Raw genomic sequence first — 21,523 nt, 5'->3', positions numbered from 1 at the left:
ATTTAATTTTGTTTACTTAGTGTATGGCGCGAGTATGACTCTGACGCCATGCGCTGAAATAGTGTTAACGGCTTCTTGGGTGATGTTGTCGTCGGTAACTAAGACATTAACCACATCCCAAGGTAATTCTAGATTAGGGATCCGTCGGCCAATTTTAGTCGACTCTAATAACACCACGACTTCACGAGACATTTCAGCCATTACTTTACTTAAGCCGGTTAGTTCGTTAAATGTGGTGGTGCCACGATCGAGATCAATGCCGTCGGCACCGATAAAAAGTTGGTCAAAGTTATATGAACGTAATACTTGCTCTGCCACTTGGCCCTGAAAAGACTCTGAGTGAGGGTCCCAGGTGCCACCGGTCATCAATAATGTCGGCTCATTTTCAAGTTCATGAATGGCGTTTGCCAATTGCAATGAATTAGTCATCACCACCAAGCCGCGCTTGTCATTTAGCTGTTGCACAAGACCTGAAGTCGTACTGCCGCTGTCAATAATAATTCGGTTATGATCACGAATAAGCTCAGCGGCTTTAGCTGCAATAGCTTGCTTGTTTAAAGACAGTTGTTCATTGGTAATTTGAGTCATTTCTTGAGGTACAGGCACCGCCCCACCATAACGTCGTAACAATAGCCCATGAGTTTCAAGCATGGCTAAGTCTTTGCGAATAGTGACTTCTGAAGTGGCAAATAGATTTGCTAGCTCATCGACACTGACTTCGCCTTGTTCATTAACCAATTTAATAATCGAGTGGCGACGTTGCTGGGTGTTACGTTTAGTCATTTAAATTAACTATCTTTCACATAAGTTTCGAAACGAAAGATATTTTAGCACCAAATGAAACTTTATCTAGATCTTATCGCTCAAAAATTGAAATAAAAGTACAAAAAAAGCCTCTGACATATGCAGAGGCTTTTAGATTTTAGAATATTAAAGCTTATTTTTTTATTTTAATCGGCCGTTGCCAACCGGTAATATGACGCTGTTTAACGCGTGTAATCACCAGTTCATTTTCTGCTACATCTTTGGTTATGGTTGAGCCGGCACCTAACGTGGCATTTTTGCCTATGGTAACAGGCGCAACTAACTGGGTATCACTACCGACGAATACACCATCCTCAATAGTAGTAATAAACTTATTGGCACCGTCATAGTTACAGGTAATCGTACCGGCACCGATATTAACGCCTGCGCCAATTTGTGCATCGCCTAAATAAGCCAAGTGGCCTGCTTTTGAACCTTTACCTAATACACTCTTTTTAATTTCAACAAAGTTGCCTATATGAGCATCTTCTTTAAGCTCTGCCCCTGGGCGTAAGCGAGCAAAAGGTCCTGCGCTCGCAGCTTGTCCAAGCTTAGCGCCTTCAACGATAGTATAAGGTTTAATTTCGGCATTATCGGCAATGTCGCAATCAATCAAAATAGCACCAGCACCAATTGTGACGTTATTACCTAAGGTCACTTGACCTTGAAAAATAACGTTAACATCAATCATCACATCCATACCAACGGTCACGTTACCGCGAATATCAATACGGGCAGGGTCGCGTAAATTAGCGCCTTCAAGCATCATTTTTTCAGCAGCTCGAGCTTGGTAAGCTCGCTCTAACTGCGCAAGTTGTACGCGGTTATTAGCACCTTCAACTTCAATAGCTGATTGTGGTTGTGAGGTAGTAATTTCAACACCATCGGCATTAGCCATAGCGATAATGTCAGTTAAATAGTATTCGCCTTGAGCATTATTATTAGATAAACGATTTAACCATGCTTTTAACTGCTTACCGGGTACCGCCATAATGCCGGTATTTACTTCGTTAATGGCTAACTGTTCAGCATTAGCATCTTTTTGCTCAATAATTCCGACGACTTTACCCTGTTCACGAACGATACGACCATAACCTGTTGGATTAGGTAAATTGACCGTTAAGATAGCAAGACCATTAGCAGGACGAACGGCCAATAAAGCTTCTAAGGTTGATTGTTGAATTAGTGGCACATCACCATAAAGAATCAATACCGTGTCGTCGTCGTTAATATTTGGATTAGCTTGGGCAACGGCATGGCCAGTACCGAGTTGTTCTGCTTGCAATACCAAATTTAATGCTTGCTCACCTAAAGCCGCTTGTAATTTATCTGCACCATAGCCATACACTAACTGAATAGCCGATGACCCTAAAGAATTGGCAGTATCAATAACATGTTGCACCATACTTTTATGGGCAATGGGATGCAGCACTTTAGGCAGATCTGAGCGCATCCGAGTTCCTTTTCCTGCAGCTAAGATCACAACATTTAACGACATTGAGCATTCCTTTAATGAACAGATAGAGATTTGCAGACATTTTAGCGGAATACGAACCAAAGTGAAAATAAAGGCGCTAAGTTAGCCAGTAATAGGCAATAAAAAAGGCGACTCGTAAGAGTCGCCTTTTAAGCGTCAAATAATCAGATTATCTGGTGATATTTTTCTTGATGCATTCAACAACACGTAATTGAGCCATAGATTTGGCTAATTCGATTGCAGCAGCTTCATAATTGAAGTCAGTACCGGCATTAGCAATTGCTTGCTCTGCACGTTCTTTGGCTTCTAAAGCAGCTTTCTCATCAATATCATCGGCACGTAATGCTACATCAGCAAGCACTGAAATTGCAGTAGGTTGTACTTCAAGTAAACCACCTGATAAATACAACACTTCTTCACTGCCATCTTGCTTGATAAAGCGCGCCATACCAGGCTTGATTTTTGTCAGTAACGCAACATGGTTAGGCATAATACCTAACTCACCTTCAGCACCATTAACTTCTAAAAAGCTAACTTGGCCATGGAAGATGCTGTTTTCGGCACTAACAATATCAAGTTGGACTGTTTTGGCTGCCATCAAGTTCTCCTTAAAGAACTAAGCTTTACGGCCTAGTTATTTCTTTTTGTTAGCTTTTTCGACAGCTTCATCGATTGAGCCAACCATGTAGAACGCTTGCTCTGGGATGTGATCGAACTCACCTTCCAAGATACCCTTGAAGCCACGAATTGTGTCTTTAAGAGAAACGTACTTACCTGGAGAACCAGTGAAGACTTCTGCTACGAAGAAAGGTTGAGATAAGAAACGCTCAATCTTACGTGCTCGGAATACCATGGTTTTGTCATCATCTGACAATTCATCCATACCCAAGATAGCAATAATGTCTTTCAGCTCTTTATAACGCTGTAATACAGTTTGTACACCGTTTGCAACATCATAATGCTCTTGGCCAACAACCTGTGGATCTAACTGACGTGAAGTCGAATCCAATGGGTCAACCGCTGGGTAAATACCCAAAGATGCAATTTGACGAGACAATACAACAGTCGCATCTAAGTGAGCGAAGGTTGTAGCTGGTGACGGATCAGTTAAGTCATCCGCAGGTACATATACTGCTTGTACAGAAGTAATCGAACCAGACTTAGTTGAAGTGATACGTTCTTGAAGAACACCCATCTCTTCAGCTAGTGTTGGCTGATAACCTACTGCAGAAGGCATACGACCTAGTAGTGCAGATACTTCAGTACCCGCTAAGGTGTAACGGTAAATGTTGTCCACGAACAACAATACGTCACGACCTTCGTCACGGAACTTTTCAGCGATACTCAGGCCAGTTAACGCTACGCGTAAACGGTTACCTGGAGGCTCGTTCATCTGACCATAAACCATGGCTACTTTGTCTAATACGCCTGAATCTTCCATCTCGTAGTAGAAGTCGTTACCCTCACGGGTACGCTCACCAACACCAGCGAAAACAGAAAGACCAGAGTGAGCTTTAGCGATGTTGTTAATCAGTTCCATCATGTTGACTGTTTTACCAACACCAGCACCACCGAACAGACCGACTTTACCACCTTTAGCGAAAGGACAAACAAGGTCGATAACCTTGATACCCGTCTCTAATAGCTCAGTTGAATTTGACTGATCTTCGTATGAAGGGGCTGCACGGTGAATAACATAACGCTCTTCTTCACCAATAGGACCCGCTTCATCGATAGGCTCACCCAATACGTTCATAATACGGCCAAGGGTTGCAACCCCTACCGGAACAGTAATTGGTGAACCTGAGTTTGCTACCTCTAGACCACGACGCAGACCATCAGAAGAACCCATAGCGATGGTACGAACAACACCACCACCTAGTTGCTGCTGAACTTCCAGCACCAAACCATTACAGGCGCCTTCACCAGTGATCTTCAGAGCGTCATATACTCGAGGTACAGAATCTTGTGGAAACTCTACGTCCACAACCGCGCCAATTACTTGGACAACAGTACCTGTGCTCATGATTAATCCTCTAAACTTGATTTCGTTACCTAAACCTAAACCGCTGCAGCGCCTGATACAATTTCCGACAGTTCTTGCGTAATCGCAGCCTGACGGGCCTTGTTATAGACGAGTTGCAAATCATCGATCATTTCGCCAGCGTTGTCTGTTGCCGCCTTCATAGCTACCATACGGGCAGCTTGTTCAGAGGCAATATTCTCAACAACACCTTGATATACTTGAGACTCTACATAACGAGTTAACAATAGATCTAAAACTTCTTTTGGATCTGGCTCGTAAATATAATCCCAAGGATAACTAGCTACTTCTTCATCTGACTTAGGTAAAGGTAGCAGCTGTTCGATCACCGGAGTCTGGGTCATTGTATTAACAAACTTGTTAAACACAATGTACAGACGATCCAATTTACCTTCGTTGTAAGCTTTTAACATGACACGTACTGTGCCAATCAAATCAACAAGTTTTGGCGCATCGCCTAAACCTGATGCATGGGCGGAAACTTCACCACCAAAGCTTTTAAAAAACTGAACAGAACGGGCACCAATTGGGCAAAACTCAACGTCTGCACCTTGTTCTTTCCATTTTTTAACGTCTGACACAACCTTTTTAAAGAGGTTGACGTTCAAACCACCACAAAGGCCACGGTCGGTTGCTACAACAATGTAACCAACCCGCTTGGCATCTCTCACCTCTAAATAGGGGTGTTTATACTCGAGAGTACCTTGCGCTACGTGACCGATCACCTTACGCATATTTTCTGCATATGGACGGCTAGCTGCCATGCGTTCTTGCGCTCTGCGCATTTTGCTGGCGGCAACCATTTCCATAGCGGAAGTGATCTTCTGAGTATTTTTAACACTCGCGATCTTGGTTTTAATCTCTTTAGCGCTGGCCATCTCTACTCTCCAATCTGGGACCTGAGGTGCCTAATGACACCCCGTGTTCATTATTACCAGGTTTGGGTTTCAATGAACTTGTCCATGCCTGCCTTTAACTCACCTTCGATATCAGCGTTATAATCGCCAGTAGCATTGATGGTGTTCATTAGGTCAGCATGTTGACTGTTCATGTATGAAAGCAGAGAGGCCTCGAAGCGACCGATTTCATTTAAAGCAACACCTTTAAGGTAGCCTTTTTCAGCTGCGAAAATAGACACAGACTGGGCAGCAACGCTCATAGGAGCATATTGCTTTTGCTTCATTAATTCGGTTACACGCTCACCATGCTCAAGTTGAGCACGAGTTGCATCATCTAAATCAGACGCAAACTGTGAGAACGCAGCAAGCTCTCGATACTGTGCAAGTGCAGTACGAATACCGCCAGACAGTTTCTTGATGATTTTAGTCTGCGCAGCACCACCAACACGAGAAACTGAAATACCTGGGTTAACTGCTGGACGTAGTCCAGAGTTAAACAAATCAGTCTCAAGGAAGATTTGACCATCTGTAATAGAAATTACGTTAGTCGGTACGAACGCTGATACATCACCAGCTTGGGTTTCAATAATAGGCAAAGCGGTTAACGAACCGGTTTTACCTGTTACTGCACCTTTAGTGAACTTTTCTACATAATTCACGTTTACGCGTGAAGCACGCTCTAATAAACGAGAGTGTAGATAAAAAACATCACCTGGGTATGCTTCACGTCCTGGTGGACGCTTTAATAGTAGTGAAATTTGACGATAAGCAACTGCTTGCTTAGACAAATCATCATATACGATTAAAGAATCTTCACCGCGGTCACGGAAGTATTCACCCATAGAACAACCAGAATATGGCGCTAAATATTGTAGTGCGGCAGCTTCAGAAGCTGAGGCAACAACAACAATAGTGTTAGCTAATGCACCATGTTCTTCAAGCTTGCGTACTACGTTAGCGATGGTAGAAGCTTTCTGACCAATAGCTACATAGACACACTTAATGCCTGACTCTTTCTGGTTGATAATTGCATCGATTGCCATCGCTGTTTTACCAGTCTGACGGTCACCAATAATCAATTCACGTTGACCACGACCAATAGGGATCATGGCATCAACGGCTTTATAACCAGTTTGAATTGGTTGTGATACTGACTTACGTTCAATAACACCTGGGGCAATCACTTCAACAGGAGAGAAACCATCGTTGTCGATAGGTCCTTTTCCGTCAATAGGCTCACCTAGAGTGTTAACAACGCGGCCAAGTAGACCACGACCCACCGGTACTTCAAGAATACGACCAGTGGTTCTTACTTTATCGCCTTCTGCTAAATTAGCATAAGGCCCCATTACTACGGCGCCGACAGAATCACGTTCTAAATTCAACGCGATTGCAAAACAGCCACCAGGCAGTTCGATCATTTCACCTTGCATTACATCGGCTAGGCCGTTAATGCGAATGATGCCGTCACTTACTGCAACGATTGTACCTTCGTTGCGAGCTTCACTAACGACGTCGAACTGCTGGATCCGCTGCTTAATCAGATCGCTGATTTCAGTGGAATTCAGTTGCATGCTCAAACTCCCAATTACGACTGCAGCTTTTCAGACAAACGCGATAACTTACCGCTTACCGAGCCATCAATGACTAGGTCGCCTGATTTAATAATTACACCGCCAATAAGCGATGCGTCGATGCTGCAATTCAGCTTAACTTTGCGTGCGAGACGTTTCTCTAAAGAAACACTAATTTGCTGCTGTTGCTCAGAGCTTAGCTCAGTAGCAGAAACCACATCGGCTTCAACTTCTTTTGCCCACTCATTACGGTATTCAGCAAAAAGTAGCGATACTGTTGACAGTATCCCTAAACGACCGTTTTCAGCCATTACCTTTATCAGGTTTTGACCTTGCTCATTGACTTGCTCACCGCATACTTTTATAAAAAGTGAGGCAAGTTGTGTACTCGCGAGAGTACCATTAAGCAGTGGCTTTATTGATTCGTTTTCACTTACCAATGAAGCGAAAGTTAACATTTCTGTCCAACTTTCTACTGCTTTATGCTCAACAGCAAAATCAAAAGCTGCCTTTGCGTAAGGGCGAGCGATGGTGCTTAATTCAGCCATAACTCAACTCCCTTAATCAAATTTCAGCAACAAGTTTATTAACTATGTCACTGTGGGCTTCTGGATCTATCACGCGTTCAAGAATTTTCTCTGCACCAGCGATAGCTAGTAGAGCAACTTGCTTACGCAAATCATCTTTCACGCGATTACGTTCGTTTTCAATTTCTGCTTGACCCTGAGCGATAATTTTAGCTCGCTCAGTTTGCGCTTCAACTTTAGCTTCTTCAACGATTTGAGCCTTACGCTTATTAGCTTGCTCAATAATTTCGTTGGCAGTTACTTTTGCTTCTTTTAGTTGCTCAGTAGCTTTAATTTGTGCTAACTCTAGATCTTTTGCTGCACGGCCGGCATCAGCCAGACCATCAGCAATTTTCTTCTGGCGTTCTTCGATGGCATTCATCAACGGAGGCCATACAAACTTCATGCAAAACCACACGAAGAGAATAAAGGCAACCGTCTGACCGAATAGGGTAGCGTTGAAATTCACAACAGCCTCCTAGTTAGATTAAAGACAGAAGCGTTAGTTAAAGCATTGCACCCAATGGGTTAGTAAATAGCATAAATAGCGCAATACCTACACCAATCATAGTTACGGCATCTAGAAGACCCGCTACGATGAACATTTTAACTTGTAACATAGGCGCCATTTCTGGCTGACGAGCTGCACCTTCTAAAAACTTTCCACCTAAAAGGCCGAAACCAATAGCTGTTCCTAATGCACCCATACCAATGAGTAGAGCAACAGCAATTGCCGTCATTCCTAATACAGTTTCCATATCTATCTCCAATATTCTAAATCGTTGTTATTAATGATTTAGGTCAAAAAAATTTTCGGTTACCCTTAGTGATCTTCATGCGCCATGCTTAAATAAACAATGGTCAACATCATGAAAATAAATGCTTGTAAAGTAATAACTAAAATATGGAAAATTAACCAACCTAGTTGTAATCCTACACCTAGAGCAGATAACGCCACGTTAGAACCGTACATCAATGCAATAAGGATAAATATCAACTCACCAGCGTACAAGTTACCAAATAGTCGTAGAGCCAATGAAATCGGCTTCGCAACTAAAGTTACTGTTTCTAATAATAAGTTGACGGGTATCATTGCCCAATGGTTAAAAGGCTGAAATGTTAGTTCTTTAACAAAACCTGAAACACCTTTGACTTTAATGCTGTAATAAATAATCAGCACAAACACACCAAGAGCTAAGCTGAAGGTAATGTTAACGTCTGTAGTCGGGACAACTTTTAGGTATGGAACACCAGCTAATAAAGCCAGTGAAGGTAACCAATCGACTGGGATCATATCCATGAAGTTCATCATGAAAATCCAGACGAAAATTGTCAGAGCTAAAGGCGCAATAACAGGATTGCGGCCGTGAAAAGTTTCTTTCACACTGCTATCAACGAACTCAACAATCATCTCGACAAAACATTGAAATTTGCCAGGAACGCCTGTGGTCGCTTTTTTGCCGGCACGGTAAAACAGCCATAAGAACAACATTCCAAGCCCAACCGAAAAGAGCAACGAATCAATGTTCCAAGTCCAAAATCCTTCACCAACTGTTAGATTGGTAAGGTGATGTTGGATATAGCTCTGCTGTGTCATTTCTTCACCAGTTGCAGACATGATTCATCCCACTTAACTTTGCTTGAAATATAAAGGTGCTATCCAATGTACAACTAACACTAATGAGTAACAGGTAAAAAGCGGCATAAATCCAACTTTTATATTGATAAACACTAACGAAAATAATGCAATGGTTAATAGCATCTTTACCGCTTCCCCCCAGTAAAAGCTTTTAATCACTTTTGCTGCAGAGCTTGCCCCACTATGTGAGAAAGCTAGGGTTGCGAATACAAAATTAGGAAGTACAGCAATTACGCCACCTGCTAGCGCAGATAGGCCATACTGTGCTCCCCACATAACGAAAAATAGTGTTGAAATAATACACGCGACTGTCGCTTGTACCAGCACTAATTTATAGGCTGCTAACCTGCCACGACGCGCTAAAACATTACCCAACTTCATATCTCCGCATTATTGCCTTTCGCGGTCCTAATGTTAAATTTAATATATTAAACTAGCCTTAAGATTCAAAAAGCCTGCAAAGTATACCTTTTCGCGCTTTGTTTGCAACTTTGATGATAGTAAAACAACGATTTTACGCACGATTCAGCGCTAAATAATCAAAAACTAAAATTAGAGCTATGTCACAAACTTACTAATGAAATTGGTTTGTTGCACATTTCAGCGGATTTTACTTAAAATTCCGTCTAATTCAGCTAGATTCTGGTAATTTATTACAATTTTGCCTTTACCTTTACTGCCATGATTGATGGCAACCTTGGCACCGAGTCTTTCAATTAACTCTTGTTCTAAACGACTAACATCATGATCTTTAGCTGGTGTTTCGGCGTCTTTAGCCGGATTTAGGGCTTTATTAACTAATCGTTCAGTTTCTCGAACAGTCATTTCTTTTGAGGCCACTAATCGAGCTAAATTAGTCTGTTCATCGCCTTCTACCGCCAATAAAGCCCGCGCGTGGCCCATGTCGATATCACCATTTTCCAACAAACGTTTAACAGGCTCATTAAGGCTATTTAAACGCAATAAATTAGACACACTAACACGGGATTTACCAACTGCATCAGCCACTTGTTGATGGGTTAATTCAAATTCTTCTAATAATCGTTGCAAGGCAATGGCTTCTTCCATTGCATTTAAATCTTCACGTTGAATATTCTCAATTAGCGCGATAGCGACCGCAGCATCATCAGCTACTTGCTTTACAATACACGGTACTTTATCAAGTTTGGCTAGTTGAGCGGCACGCCAACGACGTTCACCGGCAATAATTTCATAATTAGTTGCAGATATTTTACGAATAATAATAGGTTGTATAACACCTTGAGCACGAATTGATTCAGCTAGCTCTTCTAGTGCTTCTGGCGACATATCTTTACGTGGTTGATATTTACCTGGTTGTAATAAATCAAGATCAAGGTGTAGTAAGTCATTTAACGTTGCAGATTGCTGCTCTTCTACTTGATCATTTTTACGACTAGCAGTATTACTGTGGCTTAATAAGGCATCCAAGCCTTTACCTAAACCGCGTTTTTTTATGGTCATTTTTGTATCCTACGCTTGTTTTGGTTGAGTTTGCTGTTCTGCACGACGGATTATTTCACCTGCCAGGGCTAAATAGGCTTTGGCTCCGGCACTTGATTTGTCGTAATACATGGCAGGTGCACCAAAACTAGGTGCTTCAGCTAAACGAACATTTCGCGGTATGACAGTGCGATACACTTTCTCACCAAAATGCTGTTTGAGTTGATCAGATACATCATTAGATAAACGATTACGCGGATCATACATAGTCCGCAAAATGCCTTCTATGCTTAATGTAGGGTTAACCATGGCGCCTAGCTTGGTAATAGTGTCAATTAATGCCGTTAAGCCTTCTAAGGCATAATATTCGCATTGCATTGGCACAAGTACAGAATCAGCAGCCGACATGGCATTTACAGTTAACATATTGAGTGATGGAGGGCAGTCAATAAAGATAAAGTCATAATCATCTTTGATCGGTGCTAATGCGTTGCGTAAACGGATCTCACGCGCATAAAATTCCATTAATTTAATTTCAGCAGCAGTGACATCACCATTACCCGCGATCAAATCATATTTACCTATGGTATTTTTAATGACTATTTCGGCAAAGGGTTTTTCTTCGACTAATAATTCATAAGCGGTGTTATCGACTTCATATTTATCGACACCACTGCCCATAGTCGCATTACCTTGAGGATCTAAATCGATCAACAACACTTTACGCTTTGTGGCGGCAAGTGATGCGGCTAAATTAACGCAAGTTGTTGTTTTTCCAACGCCACCTTTCTGGTTGGCTACGGCAATGATTTTACCCACAATGTCATCCTGTCTTAAAGTTATTGATGTCCGGTTAGCTTAATTAGCGAAAGAAATGCGAGTTATTGCTTAGCAATTTTTAATAAATGTCGCTGTTCATCTAACGTTGGTACATGCAATACAATGGTTTCTACCAACAAAAATCCTGTTGGCATATCTTGTAATTCTTGCTGATTTAACTGGCCTTTTAACGCATAAAAAGTGCCTTTCTCAGTCGGTAAATGATGACACCAACTGAGCATATCTTGAATAGATGCAAATGCTCGACTTAACACACCATCAAATTTAATCTCTGGGTTATAAGCTTCAACACGGCTTTCTACCGAGGTAATATTATTAATTTTTAATTCAAATTGAACCTGTTTTTGAAAACGGATCCGTTTACCTAAACTGTCTAACAACACAAACTGCTTATCTGGATTCATAATCGCTAATGGGATCCCGGGTAAACCAGGGCCAGTTCCCACATCGATAAAACGTTGTCCTTCAAGATAAGGAGAAACGGTTAAACTGTCCATAACATGACGGATTAACATTTGCTCAGGATCACGAACGGCGGTGAGATTATAAGCCTTATTCCATTTATCAAGCATTTCAACAAAACCTATTAATTGTTTTTGTTGTAATTCAGTGGCCGACATATTCATTTCAGCTAAATAGGTTTTAAGTTGGGCAGATAACACAGAAAGCCTCGTAGGTTGCATGATAAAGACGGCAGTTATTATGAAGCCGTAAAAGCACTAAGGGAAGCCTTATGGCTTCCCTTGTGGTATTGAGTTGAAAAAATAACTATATTTATGCGATTTTTCGCAATAATCCTCGTTTTTTCAAATGTACTAGCAAAATTGAGATCGCTGCAGGAGTAATGCCTGAGATCCGTGATGCTTGTCCAACTGTGTCAGGTTTATGATTATTGAGTTTTGCGATCACTTCATTTGATAAACCAGGCACTTCTTGATAATCCAGATCAAGTGGCAATAATGAGTTTTCATGACGGATCGCTTTATCAATTTCATCTTGCTGACGCTGAATGTAACCAGAGTACTTAACTTGAATTTGTACTTGTTCAGCTGCTTGTTGATCTTCAAGTCCAGGACCAAAACCCTCTAATGACATAAGCTTTGCATAATCCATTTCAGGACGGCGTAGCAAGTCTTCAAATGATGCTTCACGTGAAATAGGGGGTGTTTAATTGTGGATTAAGTACCCCTAATAAAGCTGAATTTGGGTGAACCCATTGGCTGCGCAAGCGCTGAAGTTCTAATTCGATCGATTCTCTTTTGGCAATAAATGATTCCCATCGCTTGTCATCAACTAAGCCTAATTCACGGCCTTTTTCAGTCAAACGTAAATCGGCATTATCTTCACGAAGTAATAAACGATATTCCGCACGGCTGGTAAACATGCGGTATGGTTCTTTTGTACCTAAGGTTGATAAATCGTCAACTAAAACACCTAAATAAGCTTCATCACGACGAGGACACCAAGCTGCTTTGCCTTGAACTTGCAGTGATGCATTCATCCCAGCAAGTAAACCTTGAGCTCCGGCTTCTTCATAACCAGTAGTACCGTTAATTTGACCAGCGAAATAAAGTCCTTCGATGGCTTTAGTTTCTAATGAGTTTTTAAGATCGCGTGGATCAAAGTAATCATATTCAATAGCATAGCCAGGACGCATAATTTCAGCGTTTTCCATGCCTTTAATTGAACGGACTAAATTTAACTGTACGTCAAACGGTAAACTGGTTGAGATACCGTTTGGATAAATTTCATTAGTGCTTAGGCCTTCAGGCTCAATAAATATCTGATGTGATGATTTATCTGCAAAACGGTGGATCTTGTCTTCGATAGACGGACAATAACGCGGTCCAATCCCTTCTATAACACCTGAATACATAGGGCTACGATCAAGTCCTCCACGAATAATATCGTGGGTTTTCTCATTGGTATGAGTGATAAAACATGAAACTTGTCTTGGATGCTGACTAACATCACCAACAAATGACATTACTGGCAGTGGTGTGTCACCTTTTTGCTCAGTCATTTGTGTAAAATCAATGGTATTAGCATCGATACGTGGTGGTGTCCCAGTTTTTAAACGGCCAACACGGATATTTAATTCACGTAATCTATTAGCTAATGCAATTGCCGGTGGATCACCTGCGCGACCACCACTGTAATTCTGCATACCAATATGGATTTTACCACTTAAGAATGTACCGGTTGTTAACACAATTGCTGGTGCTTCGAAAGCTAAACCCATTTGTGTTACTACACCAACAACTTTATCGCTTTCAACAACTAAGTCATCAACAGCCTGTTGGAATATACGTAAATTAGGTTGGTTTTGTAATATATGTTGGATTTTTTGACGATACAGCGCTCTGTCTGCCTGGGCACGTGTTGCACGAACGGCAGGACCTTTGCTTGAATTTAATGTTCTAAATTGAATACCTGCAAAGTCAGTGGCGGTTGCCATTGCTCCACCTAAGGCGTCAATTTCTTTTACCAAGTGGCCTTTACCAATCCCGCCTATTGCAGGATTACAAGACATTTGGCCAAGTGTGTCGATGTTATGGGTCAACAATAATGTTTTTGAGCCCATTCTTGCAGCTGCAAGTGCTGCTTCAGTTCCGGCATGACCACCACCAACAACAATTACATCAAACCGTTCATGAAAATGCATTATCTGACCTTTGATAGCTAAGAAAGTTAAATTCGAATTTATTCTTTTTTCGATTGGATCATTTTAGCACTTGCTCGTCTGAACGTGAACGATCATTTTTCATTGATTGATCAAGATGCGGTTTGCTTAATAGATCTTAAGATCTTTATATAGATCTTTTTATTATGTTTATTATTAGGATCGGACTTTTCTGTTGATAACTTTTATTTCTGTTTAAAATCATACGGTAAAGTTAAAACTAACCTGTGATCTGATCGCGATCAAACTCAAGATAACATGGGGATAGATCGGGTAGTTATCCACAAGGGTGATCATTGAGCAGATCGGACTGTGAATAGTACAGAGTTATGATCGCTAAAAATAATAGCTTATCCACAAACTTATACTTATAAGTAATATATTGTGGATAAGTATAATCTAATCTGTGAGTTGATCACGATTTATGCAGACAATGATCGGATATCTATATGCTTAGATAAGATGTTGCCATTGCAATAACCACGCTAGAGCAGGTTCTTCTGGTATTGGGTCTCGTTGCACATCGATTTGGATCTTATCCACAATGGCTTTAGATCCATTTTGTAAAAGTAGTGCGGTTATTTTTTCTGGCCCTTGGCAGAAAGTATCGTAACTAGAGTCACCAATTGCACATAAAGCGAACTTTATATGGTTAAGATCGGGCATTTCGATCATTAATTGCTTATGAAATGGCACTATGTTGTCGGGAAGATCGCCTGCTCCATGAGTAGAACATACAAGGATCCACACTGGAAAATCTGCTAATTCATCTATATTAGGCTCAATAAATACCTTTGTTTGATGGTTTAACTCATCAAGTTGAGCTGCCATTTCATCGGCAACATATTCTGAACAGCCTAATGTTGTGCCTACTAATAATGCTACTTTTGCCATCTTGACTCCGAATTATTAAATTTATTCATCTATTTTACGCTTATTTTTCATTGCGCTGTGCGAGTAATATCAGTATTTTCTTAATTACTATTTAACAATAAAACAACAGGTTTTAATGAATCTTGCTGATATTACTAAACAGCTAGCTGACCTTGCATGGGGTCCTCACATGCTTATTTTACTCGTTGGCGGTGGCTTATTCTTCCTTATTTATTCTCGTTTTGTGCCTTTTAGGTACATAGGTCACGCTATTAATGTCGTGAGAGGTAAATATCCTGATGATGGCGCCGAAGGGCATATCAGCCATGCTGGGGCGTTATCCAGTGCTATGGCCGGTACCGTGGGAATGGGAAATATTGGTAGTGTTGCTGTGGCTATTATGGTCGGTGGTCCGGGAGCTATTTTCTGGATGTGGATCAGCGCTATTGTTGGTATGGCGACCAAGTTTTTTACTTGTACTTTGGCTATTATGTATCGTGGTAAAGATGAAAATGGTGATGTACAGGGTGGCCCTATGTACATTATTACTCAAGGGTTAACTAAAAAATGGCATTTTTTAGCGGTATTTTTCTGTGTTGTTGGCTTAATTGGTAATTTCCCGCTGTTTAACTCAAATCAATTAGTACAGATAATTCGCGAGTGGTTATTTGTTAAACCGGGTCATTTTCCGGCGGATCAATCGACTTTTTGGCTTGATTTGAGTTTAGGGATCGTTGTTATGGTGATAGTGGCAAGCGTTATTCTTGGTGGAATTAAGCGTATTGCGACCGTAGCATCTAAAGTTGTGCCGATGATGATCTTAATTTACATGAGTTGTGCCGCTTATGTGATTGTGTCAAATATTGAGCAAGTACCTGGCTATTTTAGTCTTATTTTCAGTGAAGCATTTTCGTTAAATTCGGTTGGCGGCGGAATTTTAGGGACAATGTTAATTGGTATTCGCCGAGCTGCATTTTCGAATGAGGCTGGAATTGGTACAGAGGTTATGGCTCATGGCAGTGCCAAAACTAATGAACCAGTAAAAGAAGGTTTAGTGGCCATGTTAGGCCCTGCTATTGATACATTATTAGTCTGCACTGCAACAGCGATGATTATTTTAATCTCGGGTGTGTGGCAAGGTACTGATGCTGAAGGGGTAAATTTATCGGCGCAGGCATTTGAAATTACGATGCCAGGTATTGGACCATATTTGCTTATTTTATGTGTGGTGTTTTTTAGTATTAGCACCATTTTTACTCAAGCATTTTATGGTGGCCAATGTTTTGCCTTTTTATTTGGTCGTAAACGTATTCGTTTTTATCAGTACTTTTATTTATTAGCTATTTTGTTTGCTGCGACAGCCAGCTTGCAAGAAATTGTGAATATTATTGATGCTGCTTATGCATTGATGGCGATACCGACGATGACGTCTGCTTTATTGTTAGCTCCTAAAGTTAGGGCTGCAGCAAAAGATTATTTCTCTCGGTTAGATGCTAATCGTTAACTGTAATGTATAAAAAAACGAGCCAAAATGGCTCGTTTTCATTTTTATTGATTCATTACAACTATCAAATATTGTATTTTATTTAAGTGCTAAGTGCTAAGTGTTTAGCATGAAAACGCAGATGGTCTTCAATAAACGTTGCGATAAAATAATAGCTGTGGTCATAACCTGGCTGCATTCTTAGTTCAAGCGGATAACCTTTGTCTTTAGCTACTTGAACTAAGGCTTGTGGTTTTAACTGCTCGTCTAAAAAGTTGTCATTACTGCCTTGATCCACCAGCGTGGGCACAAATTGTTGGCTATTGGCCATTAACTCGCAGCTATCGTATTGTTGCCATTGCTGCTGATCATCACCTAAATAACCACGGAATGCTTTGATGCCCCATGGGCAGTCCATTGGGTGACAAATCGGACTAAATGCTGACAGGCTGTTATATCTGTGCGGATTTTTTAATCCTATGGTTAACGCGCCATGTCCACCCATTGAGTGGCCGCTAATACTGCGTTGCTCTGTTACTGGGAAATGGGCTTCAATCAGTGCTGGCAATTCGTTTACCACGTAATCATACATTTGGTAATGCTGACTAAAGGGTGGTTTGGTGGCATTTAGATAAAAGCCTGCACCTAAACCAAAGTCATAAGCGCCGTCGGTATCATCTGCAACACCTTCACCTCGAGGGCTGGTATCGGGTGCGACAATAGCCATGCCTAACTCTGCTGCTATGCGTTGTGCACCTGCTTTTTGCATAAAGTTTTCATCAGTACAGGTGAGCCCTGACAACCAATATAAAACCGGCACTTTTTGGCTTTCGGCTTGTGGCGGTAAGTAAATAGCAAACCGCATGGTGCAATTAAGCGTACTTGATTGATGACTGTATTGTTTATGCCAACCACCAAATGCTTTGGTACTGCTGATACTTTCAATGGTCATGATGTGTCCTTATTTGTCAGAACGCAGTTAAGTCGTTTTACACTTAACTGCATCTGTCATGATAAATTAAGTGTTACTTGGCAAAGTGGATCACGCTGCGAATACTTTCACCTTTGTGCATTAAATCAAATGCATCATTAATGCCTTCAATACCCATGGTGTGAGTTATAAAGTGGTCAAGTTTAAATTCGCCAGCTAGGTATTGCTCAACAATACCCGGTAATTCACTGCGTCCTTTAACGCCACCAAATGCACTGCCACGCCATACGCGACCAGTAACTAATTGGAATGGACGGGTTGATATTTCTTGGCCTGCACCGGCTACACCAATAATGACGGACTCGCCCCAACCTTTATGACAGCATTCTAATGCACTGCGCATTACATTGACGTTACCAATACATTCAAATGAGAAATCGACACCACCGTCGGTCATTTCTACAATCACTTCTTGAATCGGCTTATCAAAGTTTTTAGGGTTAATGCAGTCTGTTGCCCCTAATTTTTTGGCAAGTTCGAATTTAGATTCGTTAAGGTCAATACCAATAATTCGGCTGGCGCCAGCCATGGTGGCACCAATAATTGCCGATAGACCAATACCGCCTAAACCAAAAATAGCGACAGTATCACCTTTTTGAACTTTAGCTGTTTTCAAGACAGCGCCCATACCGGTAGTCACACCACAACCTAATAAACAGACTTCTTCTAAAGGCGCATCTTTACTGACTTTGGCTAATGATATTTCGGGTAATACGGTGTACTCAGAAAATGTTGAACAGCCCATGTAGTGAAAAATTGGCTCACCATCTTTAAAGAAACGCGTGGTGCCGTCTGGCATTAATCCTTTTCCTTGAGTTTCACGTACTGCACTACAAAGATTAGTTTTACCAGAAGTACAGAATTTACATACTCCACATTCTGCTGTGTATAACGGAATAACATGATCGCCGACTTGTACGCTAGTAACGCCTTCACCTACCATGTGAACAATACCGCCACCTTCATGACCAAGAATCGCTGGGAATACCCCTTCAGGATCATCACCTGAAAGCGTGAAAGCATCAGTATGACAAACACCAGATGCCACAATACGTACCATGACTTCACCTGCTTTTGGGTACATGACGTCGACTTCTTCTACCGATAGTGGCTGGCCAGGTCCCCAAGCAATAGCGGCTTTTGATTTAATAAATTGTGCTGACATAAATGATTTCCTTAACATTAACGACCATGGTCAACATGGTTAAGAGGTATTACTACAGTGTAGTGTATTTAGTCATTGTATTTGTTTATCATAGAATGATAATTAGCTTATTTTGCAAATGACTTTTACGAGAATGTAATAATGATGAAGTGGGAAGGCATTTTTGAATTTGTGGCGGTGGCCGAAACGGACAGCTTTACTGTGGCTGGCAAGCGTTTGAGTATTTCTACCGCGCAAGTGAGTCGACAAATTAGTCAGCTTGAAAACCGTTTAAACACCAAATTATTTTATCGCACCACTCGTAAAGTATCGTTAACCGAAGAAGGTACGGTCTATTATCAGCATTGTCGCCAAGTATTAAACAGTCTTGATGAAGCAGAACGCGCTATTTCAAGTTTAAAAGATAAGCCACAAGGACTTATTAGAATTACTGCACCAGTGACTTACGGTGAAAAGTTTATCATGCCGATAGTGATTGATTTTATGCAGCAATATCCTGACATTGAAGTGATTTGTGAGCTGACTAATCAGCAACTTGACTTAGTGGATGGTGGTTATGACTTGGCGATTAGGTTAGGGCGGTTAACTAATTCAACCATGATGGCAAAACGACTTACGAGTCGCAGCCAATATGTTTGCGCAGCCCCGAGTTATATCGCTAAATTCGGTACGCCTTATGCGTTATCGGAGTTAAGTCAGCATAATTGTTTAATCGGCAGTCAGTCTCATTGGCATTTTGTTGAGCAAGGTAAACCCAAGACGGTAAAAGTGCATGGATCTTTAGCCTGTAGTAGTGGTTTGAGTTTATTAAATGCGGCTATTTGTGGTTTGGGGATTGTGCAGTTACCGGGATATTACGTCAATGATGCTATAGCAGAGGGACAGTTAGTGGTATTGCTGGCACCTTTTCAACAACCTAAAGAAGGTATTTGGGCTTTGTATCCGCATAATCGCCATTTATCACCCAAAGTGAGATTGCTGGTCGATAAGTTATCGCAAGAGTTGTAACTAGCTCATCGTTCGCAAATAACGCGCAATTTGAGCTTTTGGTAGGCTGGATATTTTATTGATCATATCAATGGTAATAGCTTGCTTGGGCAGCTGTAGTTGTAATAGATCTATTTGATGTAACCATAAATGGCTGGTCATGGTGGCATCGGCTAAAGCGCGGTGAAACACACCATCGTTAGGTAACTGGTGATGATCTACAAGCGTGCCAAGCTTATGGTTGGGGGCATCTTGGCTTATCCGCCTTGATAATAATAACGAGCAAGCAAACTGACCAGTGTAATACAGTTTGCTATGGCTAAACTCGGCATCGAGAAACTTTTTATCAAAGCTGGCATTGTGTGCCACCAAATTAAAACCATCAATAAACTTAGCAAACTGCCCCATGACTTGTTTGGACGCTGGGGCATGTTTGAGCATATCGTTACTAATACCAGTGTATTGCTCAATAAAACTATTGACTCGCCGACCAGGATTAATCAATTCCTGAAAAGTATCGACTATTTGACCATTAACTAACTTAACCGCACCAATTTCTATGGCTCGGTCACCGTTATCTGGTGATAATCCTGTGGTTTCAAAGTCGAGTATTACGACGTGATTGGCGAGTTTCATCAATTTACACCTATTTACCAATACACTATTTACCAATACAGAATGAGCCAAAAATCTTGCCCAATAGATCATCTGAGGTGAATTTACCGGTGATCTCAGATAAGGCCATTTGTGTCATGCGCAGTTCTTCTGCCAGTAACTCTCCAGCTAAATACACTTCAAGTTGTTCTTTACCCAGTTGTAAGTGATTTGCAGCAAGATCGAGTGCTTCTAAATGGCGGCGGCGGGCAATAAAACCACCTTCTAAGTTACTTTGGTAACCCATTAATGATTTGAGGTGTTGCTTTAACTCATCAACCCCTAAACCTGTTTTAGCTGATATCCTATAAACGCTGTAACCTTGCTCTTCGGTGTTATTTAAGGTTTCACCGGTTAGGTCAGCTTTATTACGTATCACTGTCACTCCCAGCTTTACTGGTAGACGGTCGATAAAGTCAGGCCAAATTTCGTGCGGATCTATGGCGTCAGTTGTGGTGCCATCGACCATAAACAAGACTCTATCGGCACTGGCTATTTCTGCCCATGCGCGTTCGATACCTATTTGTTCAACCGTATCGAGTGTGTCTCGTAACCCAGCCGTATCGATAATGTGCAGTGGCATACCGTCTAAGTGGATATGTTCTCGCAATACGTCACGAGTTGTGCCTGCTATTTCAGTCACAATTGCCGATTCTTTACCGGCTAATGCATTGAGTAAGCTTGATTTACCAGCATTAGGACGGCCGGCAATCACAACTTTCATTCCTTCACGGATGATTGAACCTTGTTTGGCGCTGGCTTGCACTGTGTCTAGCTTATCGATGATTTTATATAAGGCGTTGGCTATTTTACCATCGGATAGAAAGTCGACTTCCTCATCGGGGAAATCAATCGCTGCTTCTACATATAAACGCAGGTTGGTGACTTGGTCGACAAGCTCATGAACTTCTTTTGAGAATTCACCTTGTAGTGATTGCAAGGCACTTTTTGCTGCTTGTTCACTGGTGGCGTCAATTAAGTCAGCAATCGCTTCTGCTTGAGTTAAGTCGAGTTTATCGTTCATAAAGGCTTGTTCGCTAAATTCACCTGGTCTAGCAATACGAATACCGTCTATTTCCATCACTCGCTTAATTAGCATGTCGAGTACTATTTGACCGCCATGGCCTTGCAGTTCTAGGACATCTTCGCCGGTAAATGAATTTGGTCCTTTAAAAAATAGCGCAATCCCTTGATCAATCACCTGACCGTCAGCATTGTTAAAGTCACAATATTCTGCGTAACGCGTTTTGGGTATGTGGCCAATAATCGCTGTCGCGACATTAGTGGCTAAATCACCAGAAATACGAATGATGCCTACGCCACCTCGTCCAGGGGCGGTGGCTTGTGCCACAATAGTGTCTGTTGTCACGGTATTACCTATAA

The 21,523-nt window shown here is 41.4% G+C and carries 21 protein-coding genes and 1 pseudogene; 2 read left to right on the top strand and 20 right to left on the bottom strand.

Going from position 1 to position 21,523, the window contains the following annotated elements; genetic code table 11:
- Positions 1–12: 12 nt before the first annotated feature.
- From AAEY99_RS11960 to mioC, 16 genes and pseudogenes are all read right to left on the bottom strand, one after another.
- Positions 13–783, bottom strand: a complete 771-nt coding sequence (locus tag AAEY99_RS11960; protein WP_351010610.1) for a DeoR/GlpR family DNA-binding transcription regulator — start codon at positions 781–783, stop codon at positions 13–15.
- Between the two features lie 154 nt (positions 784–937).
- Positions 938–2,302 (bottom strand): bifunctional UDP-N-acetylglucosamine diphosphorylase/glucosamine-1-phosphate N-acetyltransferase GlmU, encoded by a 1,365-nt coding sequence (gene glmU / locus AAEY99_RS11955; protein WP_351010608.1) that lies wholly within the window; start codon positions 2,300–2,302, stop codon positions 938–940.
- Positions 2,303–2,450: 148 nt separating this feature from the next.
- A complete protein-coding gene (locus tag AAEY99_RS11950) occupies positions 2,451–2,879 on the bottom strand; it encodes a F0F1 ATP synthase subunit epsilon (protein WP_101087345.1) in 429 nt (142 codons plus the stop codon).
- 36 nt (positions 2,880–2,915) lie between these two features.
- Positions 2,916–4,307: a F0F1 ATP synthase subunit beta gene (gene atpD / locus AAEY99_RS11945; RefSeq protein WP_101087346.1), complete on the bottom strand. Its 1,392-nt coding sequence runs from the start codon at positions 4,305–4,307 to the stop codon at positions 2,916–2,918.
- Positions 4,308–4,342: 35 nt separating this feature from the next.
- Positions 4,343–5,203 carry a F0F1 ATP synthase subunit gamma gene (gene atpG, locus AAEY99_RS11940; protein ID WP_101087347.1) on the bottom strand — a complete coding sequence of 287 codons (861 nt, stop codon included), beginning with the start codon at positions 5,201–5,203 and terminating at the stop codon, positions 4,343–4,345.
- A gap of 53 nt (positions 5,204–5,256) precedes the next feature.
- Positions 5,257–6,798, bottom strand: a complete 1,542-nt coding sequence (gene atpA, locus AAEY99_RS11935) for a F0F1 ATP synthase subunit alpha (RefSeq protein ID WP_101087348.1) — start codon at positions 6,796–6,798, stop codon at positions 5,257–5,259.
- Positions 6,799–6,812: 14 nt separating this feature from the next.
- Positions 6,813–7,346 (bottom strand): F0F1 ATP synthase subunit delta, encoded by a 534-nt coding sequence (gene atpH / locus AAEY99_RS11930; protein ID WP_101087349.1) that lies wholly within the window; start codon positions 7,344–7,346, stop codon positions 6,813–6,815.
- Positions 7,347–7,362: 16 nt separating this feature from the next.
- A complete protein-coding gene (atpF, locus tag AAEY99_RS11925; RefSeq protein WP_101087350.1) occupies positions 7,363–7,833 on the bottom strand; it encodes a F0F1 ATP synthase subunit B in 471 nt (156 codons plus the stop codon).
- Positions 7,834–7,870: 37 nt separating this feature from the next.
- A complete protein-coding gene (gene atpE / locus AAEY99_RS11920) occupies positions 7,871–8,122 on the bottom strand; it encodes a F0F1 ATP synthase subunit C (RefSeq protein ID WP_011639455.1) in 252 nt (83 codons plus the stop codon).
- A 65-nt stretch (positions 8,123–8,187) separates the two neighbouring features.
- Positions 8,188–8,982, bottom strand: coding sequence for a F0F1 ATP synthase subunit A (gene atpB, locus AAEY99_RS11915; RefSeq protein ID WP_101087351.1), 795 nt, complete (start codon positions 8,980–8,982; stop codon positions 8,188–8,190).
- 12 nt (positions 8,983–8,994) lie between these two features.
- The gene (locus AAEY99_RS11910) at positions 8,995–9,378 is read right to left on the bottom strand and encodes an ATP synthase subunit I (RefSeq protein WP_101087392.1); all 384 of its coding nucleotides are present in this window, start codon (positions 9,376–9,378) and stop codon (positions 8,995–8,997) included.
- A 225-nt stretch (positions 9,379–9,603) separates the two neighbouring features.
- Positions 9,604–10,485 carry a ParB/RepB/Spo0J family partition protein gene (locus AAEY99_RS11905; protein WP_101087352.1) on the bottom strand — a complete coding sequence of 294 codons (882 nt, stop codon included), beginning with the start codon at positions 10,483–10,485 and terminating at the stop codon, positions 9,604–9,606.
- 9 nt (positions 10,486–10,494) lie between these two features.
- On the bottom strand, positions 10,495–11,283 hold the full coding sequence (locus AAEY99_RS11900) for a ParA family protein (protein ID WP_101087353.1): 789 nt from the start codon (positions 11,281–11,283) through the stop codon (positions 10,495–10,497).
- A gap of 62 nt (positions 11,284–11,345) precedes the next feature.
- Positions 11,346–11,966 (bottom strand): 16S rRNA (guanine(527)-N(7))-methyltransferase RsmG, encoded by a 621-nt coding sequence (gene rsmG / locus AAEY99_RS11895; protein WP_101087354.1) that lies wholly within the window; start codon positions 11,964–11,966, stop codon positions 11,346–11,348.
- A 112-nt stretch (positions 11,967–12,078) separates the two neighbouring features.
- A pseudogene (gene mnmG / locus AAEY99_RS11890) lies at positions 12,079–13,969 on the bottom strand (tRNA uridine-5-carboxymethylaminomethyl(34) synthesis enzyme MnmG).
- A gap of 471 nt (positions 13,970–14,440) precedes the next feature.
- Positions 14,441–14,881, bottom strand: coding sequence for an FMN-binding protein MioC (mioC, locus tag AAEY99_RS11885; RefSeq protein WP_351010606.1), 441 nt, complete (start codon positions 14,879–14,881; stop codon positions 14,441–14,443).
- A 115-nt stretch (positions 14,882–14,996) separates the two neighbouring features.
- On the opposite strand from mioC, the gene AAEY99_RS11880 reads away from it, so the two are divergent.
- Positions 14,997–16,364 carry an alanine/glycine:cation symporter family protein gene (locus AAEY99_RS11880; RefSeq protein ID WP_101087357.1) on the top strand — a complete coding sequence of 456 codons (1,368 nt, stop codon included), beginning with the start codon at positions 14,997–14,999 and terminating at the stop codon, positions 16,362–16,364.
- Between the two features lie 82 nt (positions 16,365–16,446).
- Here AAEY99_RS11880 and fghA read toward each other — a convergent pair whose 3' ends face one another.
- Positions 16,447–17,295 (bottom strand): S-formylglutathione hydrolase, encoded by an 849-nt coding sequence (gene fghA / locus AAEY99_RS11875; protein WP_162024242.1) that lies wholly within the window; start codon positions 17,293–17,295, stop codon positions 16,447–16,449.
- Positions 17,296–17,368: 73 nt separating this feature from the next.
- Positions 17,369–18,499, bottom strand: coding sequence for an S-(hydroxymethyl)glutathione dehydrogenase/class III alcohol dehydrogenase (locus AAEY99_RS11870; RefSeq protein WP_011639464.1), 1,131 nt, complete (start codon positions 18,497–18,499; stop codon positions 17,369–17,371).
- 141 nt (positions 18,500–18,640) lie between these two features.
- Between AAEY99_RS11870 and AAEY99_RS11865 the strand changes: the two genes are divergently transcribed.
- Complete coding sequence (locus AAEY99_RS11865; RefSeq protein WP_351010604.1) at positions 18,641–19,507, top strand: LysR substrate-binding domain-containing protein; 867 nt, start codon at positions 18,641–18,643, stop codon at positions 19,505–19,507.
- On the opposite strand, the gene AAEY99_RS11860 is transcribed toward AAEY99_RS11865, so the two are convergent.
- Positions 19,508–20,122 carry a 3'-5' exonuclease gene (locus tag AAEY99_RS11860; RefSeq protein WP_101087360.1) on the bottom strand — a complete coding sequence of 205 codons (615 nt, stop codon included), beginning with the start codon at positions 20,120–20,122 and terminating at the stop codon, positions 19,508–19,510.
- A 25-nt stretch (positions 20,123–20,147) separates the two neighbouring features.
- Positions 20,148–21,509 (bottom strand): tRNA uridine-5-carboxymethylaminomethyl(34) synthesis GTPase MnmE, encoded by a 1,362-nt coding sequence (gene mnmE / locus AAEY99_RS11855; protein WP_351010602.1) that lies wholly within the window; start codon positions 21,507–21,509, stop codon positions 20,148–20,150.
- Positions 21,510–21,523 lie beyond the last annotated feature (14 nt).

The organism is Shewanella sp. S1-58-MNA-CIBAN-0166, assembly GCF_040310085.1.
In the GTDB taxonomy this organism is placed as follows: Bacteria; Pseudomonadota; Gammaproteobacteria; order Enterobacterales; family Shewanellaceae; genus Shewanella.
This window is presented reverse-complemented; position numbering and strand designations above follow the sequence as displayed.

Bases quoted from the DNA above. Each gene is read 5' to 3' on its own strand.
- AAEY99_RS11960 (WP_351010610.1), bottom strand. From the start codon at position 783: ATGACTAAACGTAACACCCAGCAACGTCGCCACTCGATTATTAAATTG.
- glmU (WP_351010608.1), bottom strand. From the start codon at position 2,302: ATGTCGTTAAATGTTGTGATCTTAGCTGCAGGAAAAGGAACTCGGATG.
- AAEY99_RS11950 (WP_101087345.1), bottom strand. From the start codon at position 2,879: ATGGCAGCCAAAACAGTCCAACTTGATATTGTTAGTGCCGAAAACAGC.
- atpD (WP_101087346.1), bottom strand. From the start codon at position 4,307: ATGAGCACAGGTACTGTTGTCCAAGTAATTGGCGCGGTTGTGGACGTA.
- atpG (WP_101087347.1), bottom strand. From the start codon at position 5,203: ATGGCCAGCGCTAAAGAGATTAAAACCAAGATCGCGAGTGTTAAAAAT.
- atpA (WP_101087348.1), bottom strand. From the start codon at position 6,798: ATGCAACTGAATTCCACTGAAATCAGCGATCTGATTAAGCAGCGGATC.
- atpH (WP_101087349.1), bottom strand. From the start codon at position 7,346: ATGGCTGAATTAAGCACCATCGCTCGCCCTTACGCAAAGGCAGCTTTT.
- atpE (WP_011639455.1), bottom strand. From the start codon at position 8,122: ATGGAAACTGTATTAGGAATGACGGCAATTGCTGTTGCTCTACTCATT.
- atpB (WP_101087351.1), bottom strand. From the start codon at position 8,982: ATGTCTGCAACTGGTGAAGAAATGACACAGCAGAGCTATATCCAACAT.
- AAEY99_RS11905 (WP_101087352.1), bottom strand. From the start codon at position 10,485: ATGACCATAAAAAAACGCGGTTTAGGTAAAGGCTTGGATGCCTTATTA.
- mioC (WP_351010606.1), bottom strand. From the start codon at position 14,881: ATGGCAAAAGTAGCATTATTAGTAGGCACAACATTAGGCTGTTCAGAA.
- AAEY99_RS11880 (WP_101087357.1), top strand. From the start codon at position 14,997: ATGAATCTTGCTGATATTACTAAACAGCTAGCTGACCTTGCATGGGGT.
- fghA (WP_162024242.1), bottom strand. From the start codon at position 17,295: ATGACCATTGAAAGTATCAGCAGTACCAAAGCATTTGGTGGTTGGCAT.
- AAEY99_RS11870 (WP_011639464.1), bottom strand. From the start codon at position 18,499: ATGTCAGCACAATTTATTAAATCAAAAGCCGCTATTGCTTGGGGACCT.
- AAEY99_RS11865 (WP_351010604.1), top strand. From the start codon at position 18,641: ATGATGAAGTGGGAAGGCATTTTTGAATTTGTGGCGGTGGCCGAAACG.
- AAEY99_RS11860 (WP_101087360.1), bottom strand. From the start codon at position 20,122: ATGAAACTCGCCAATCACGTCGTAATACTCGACTTTGAAACCACAGGA.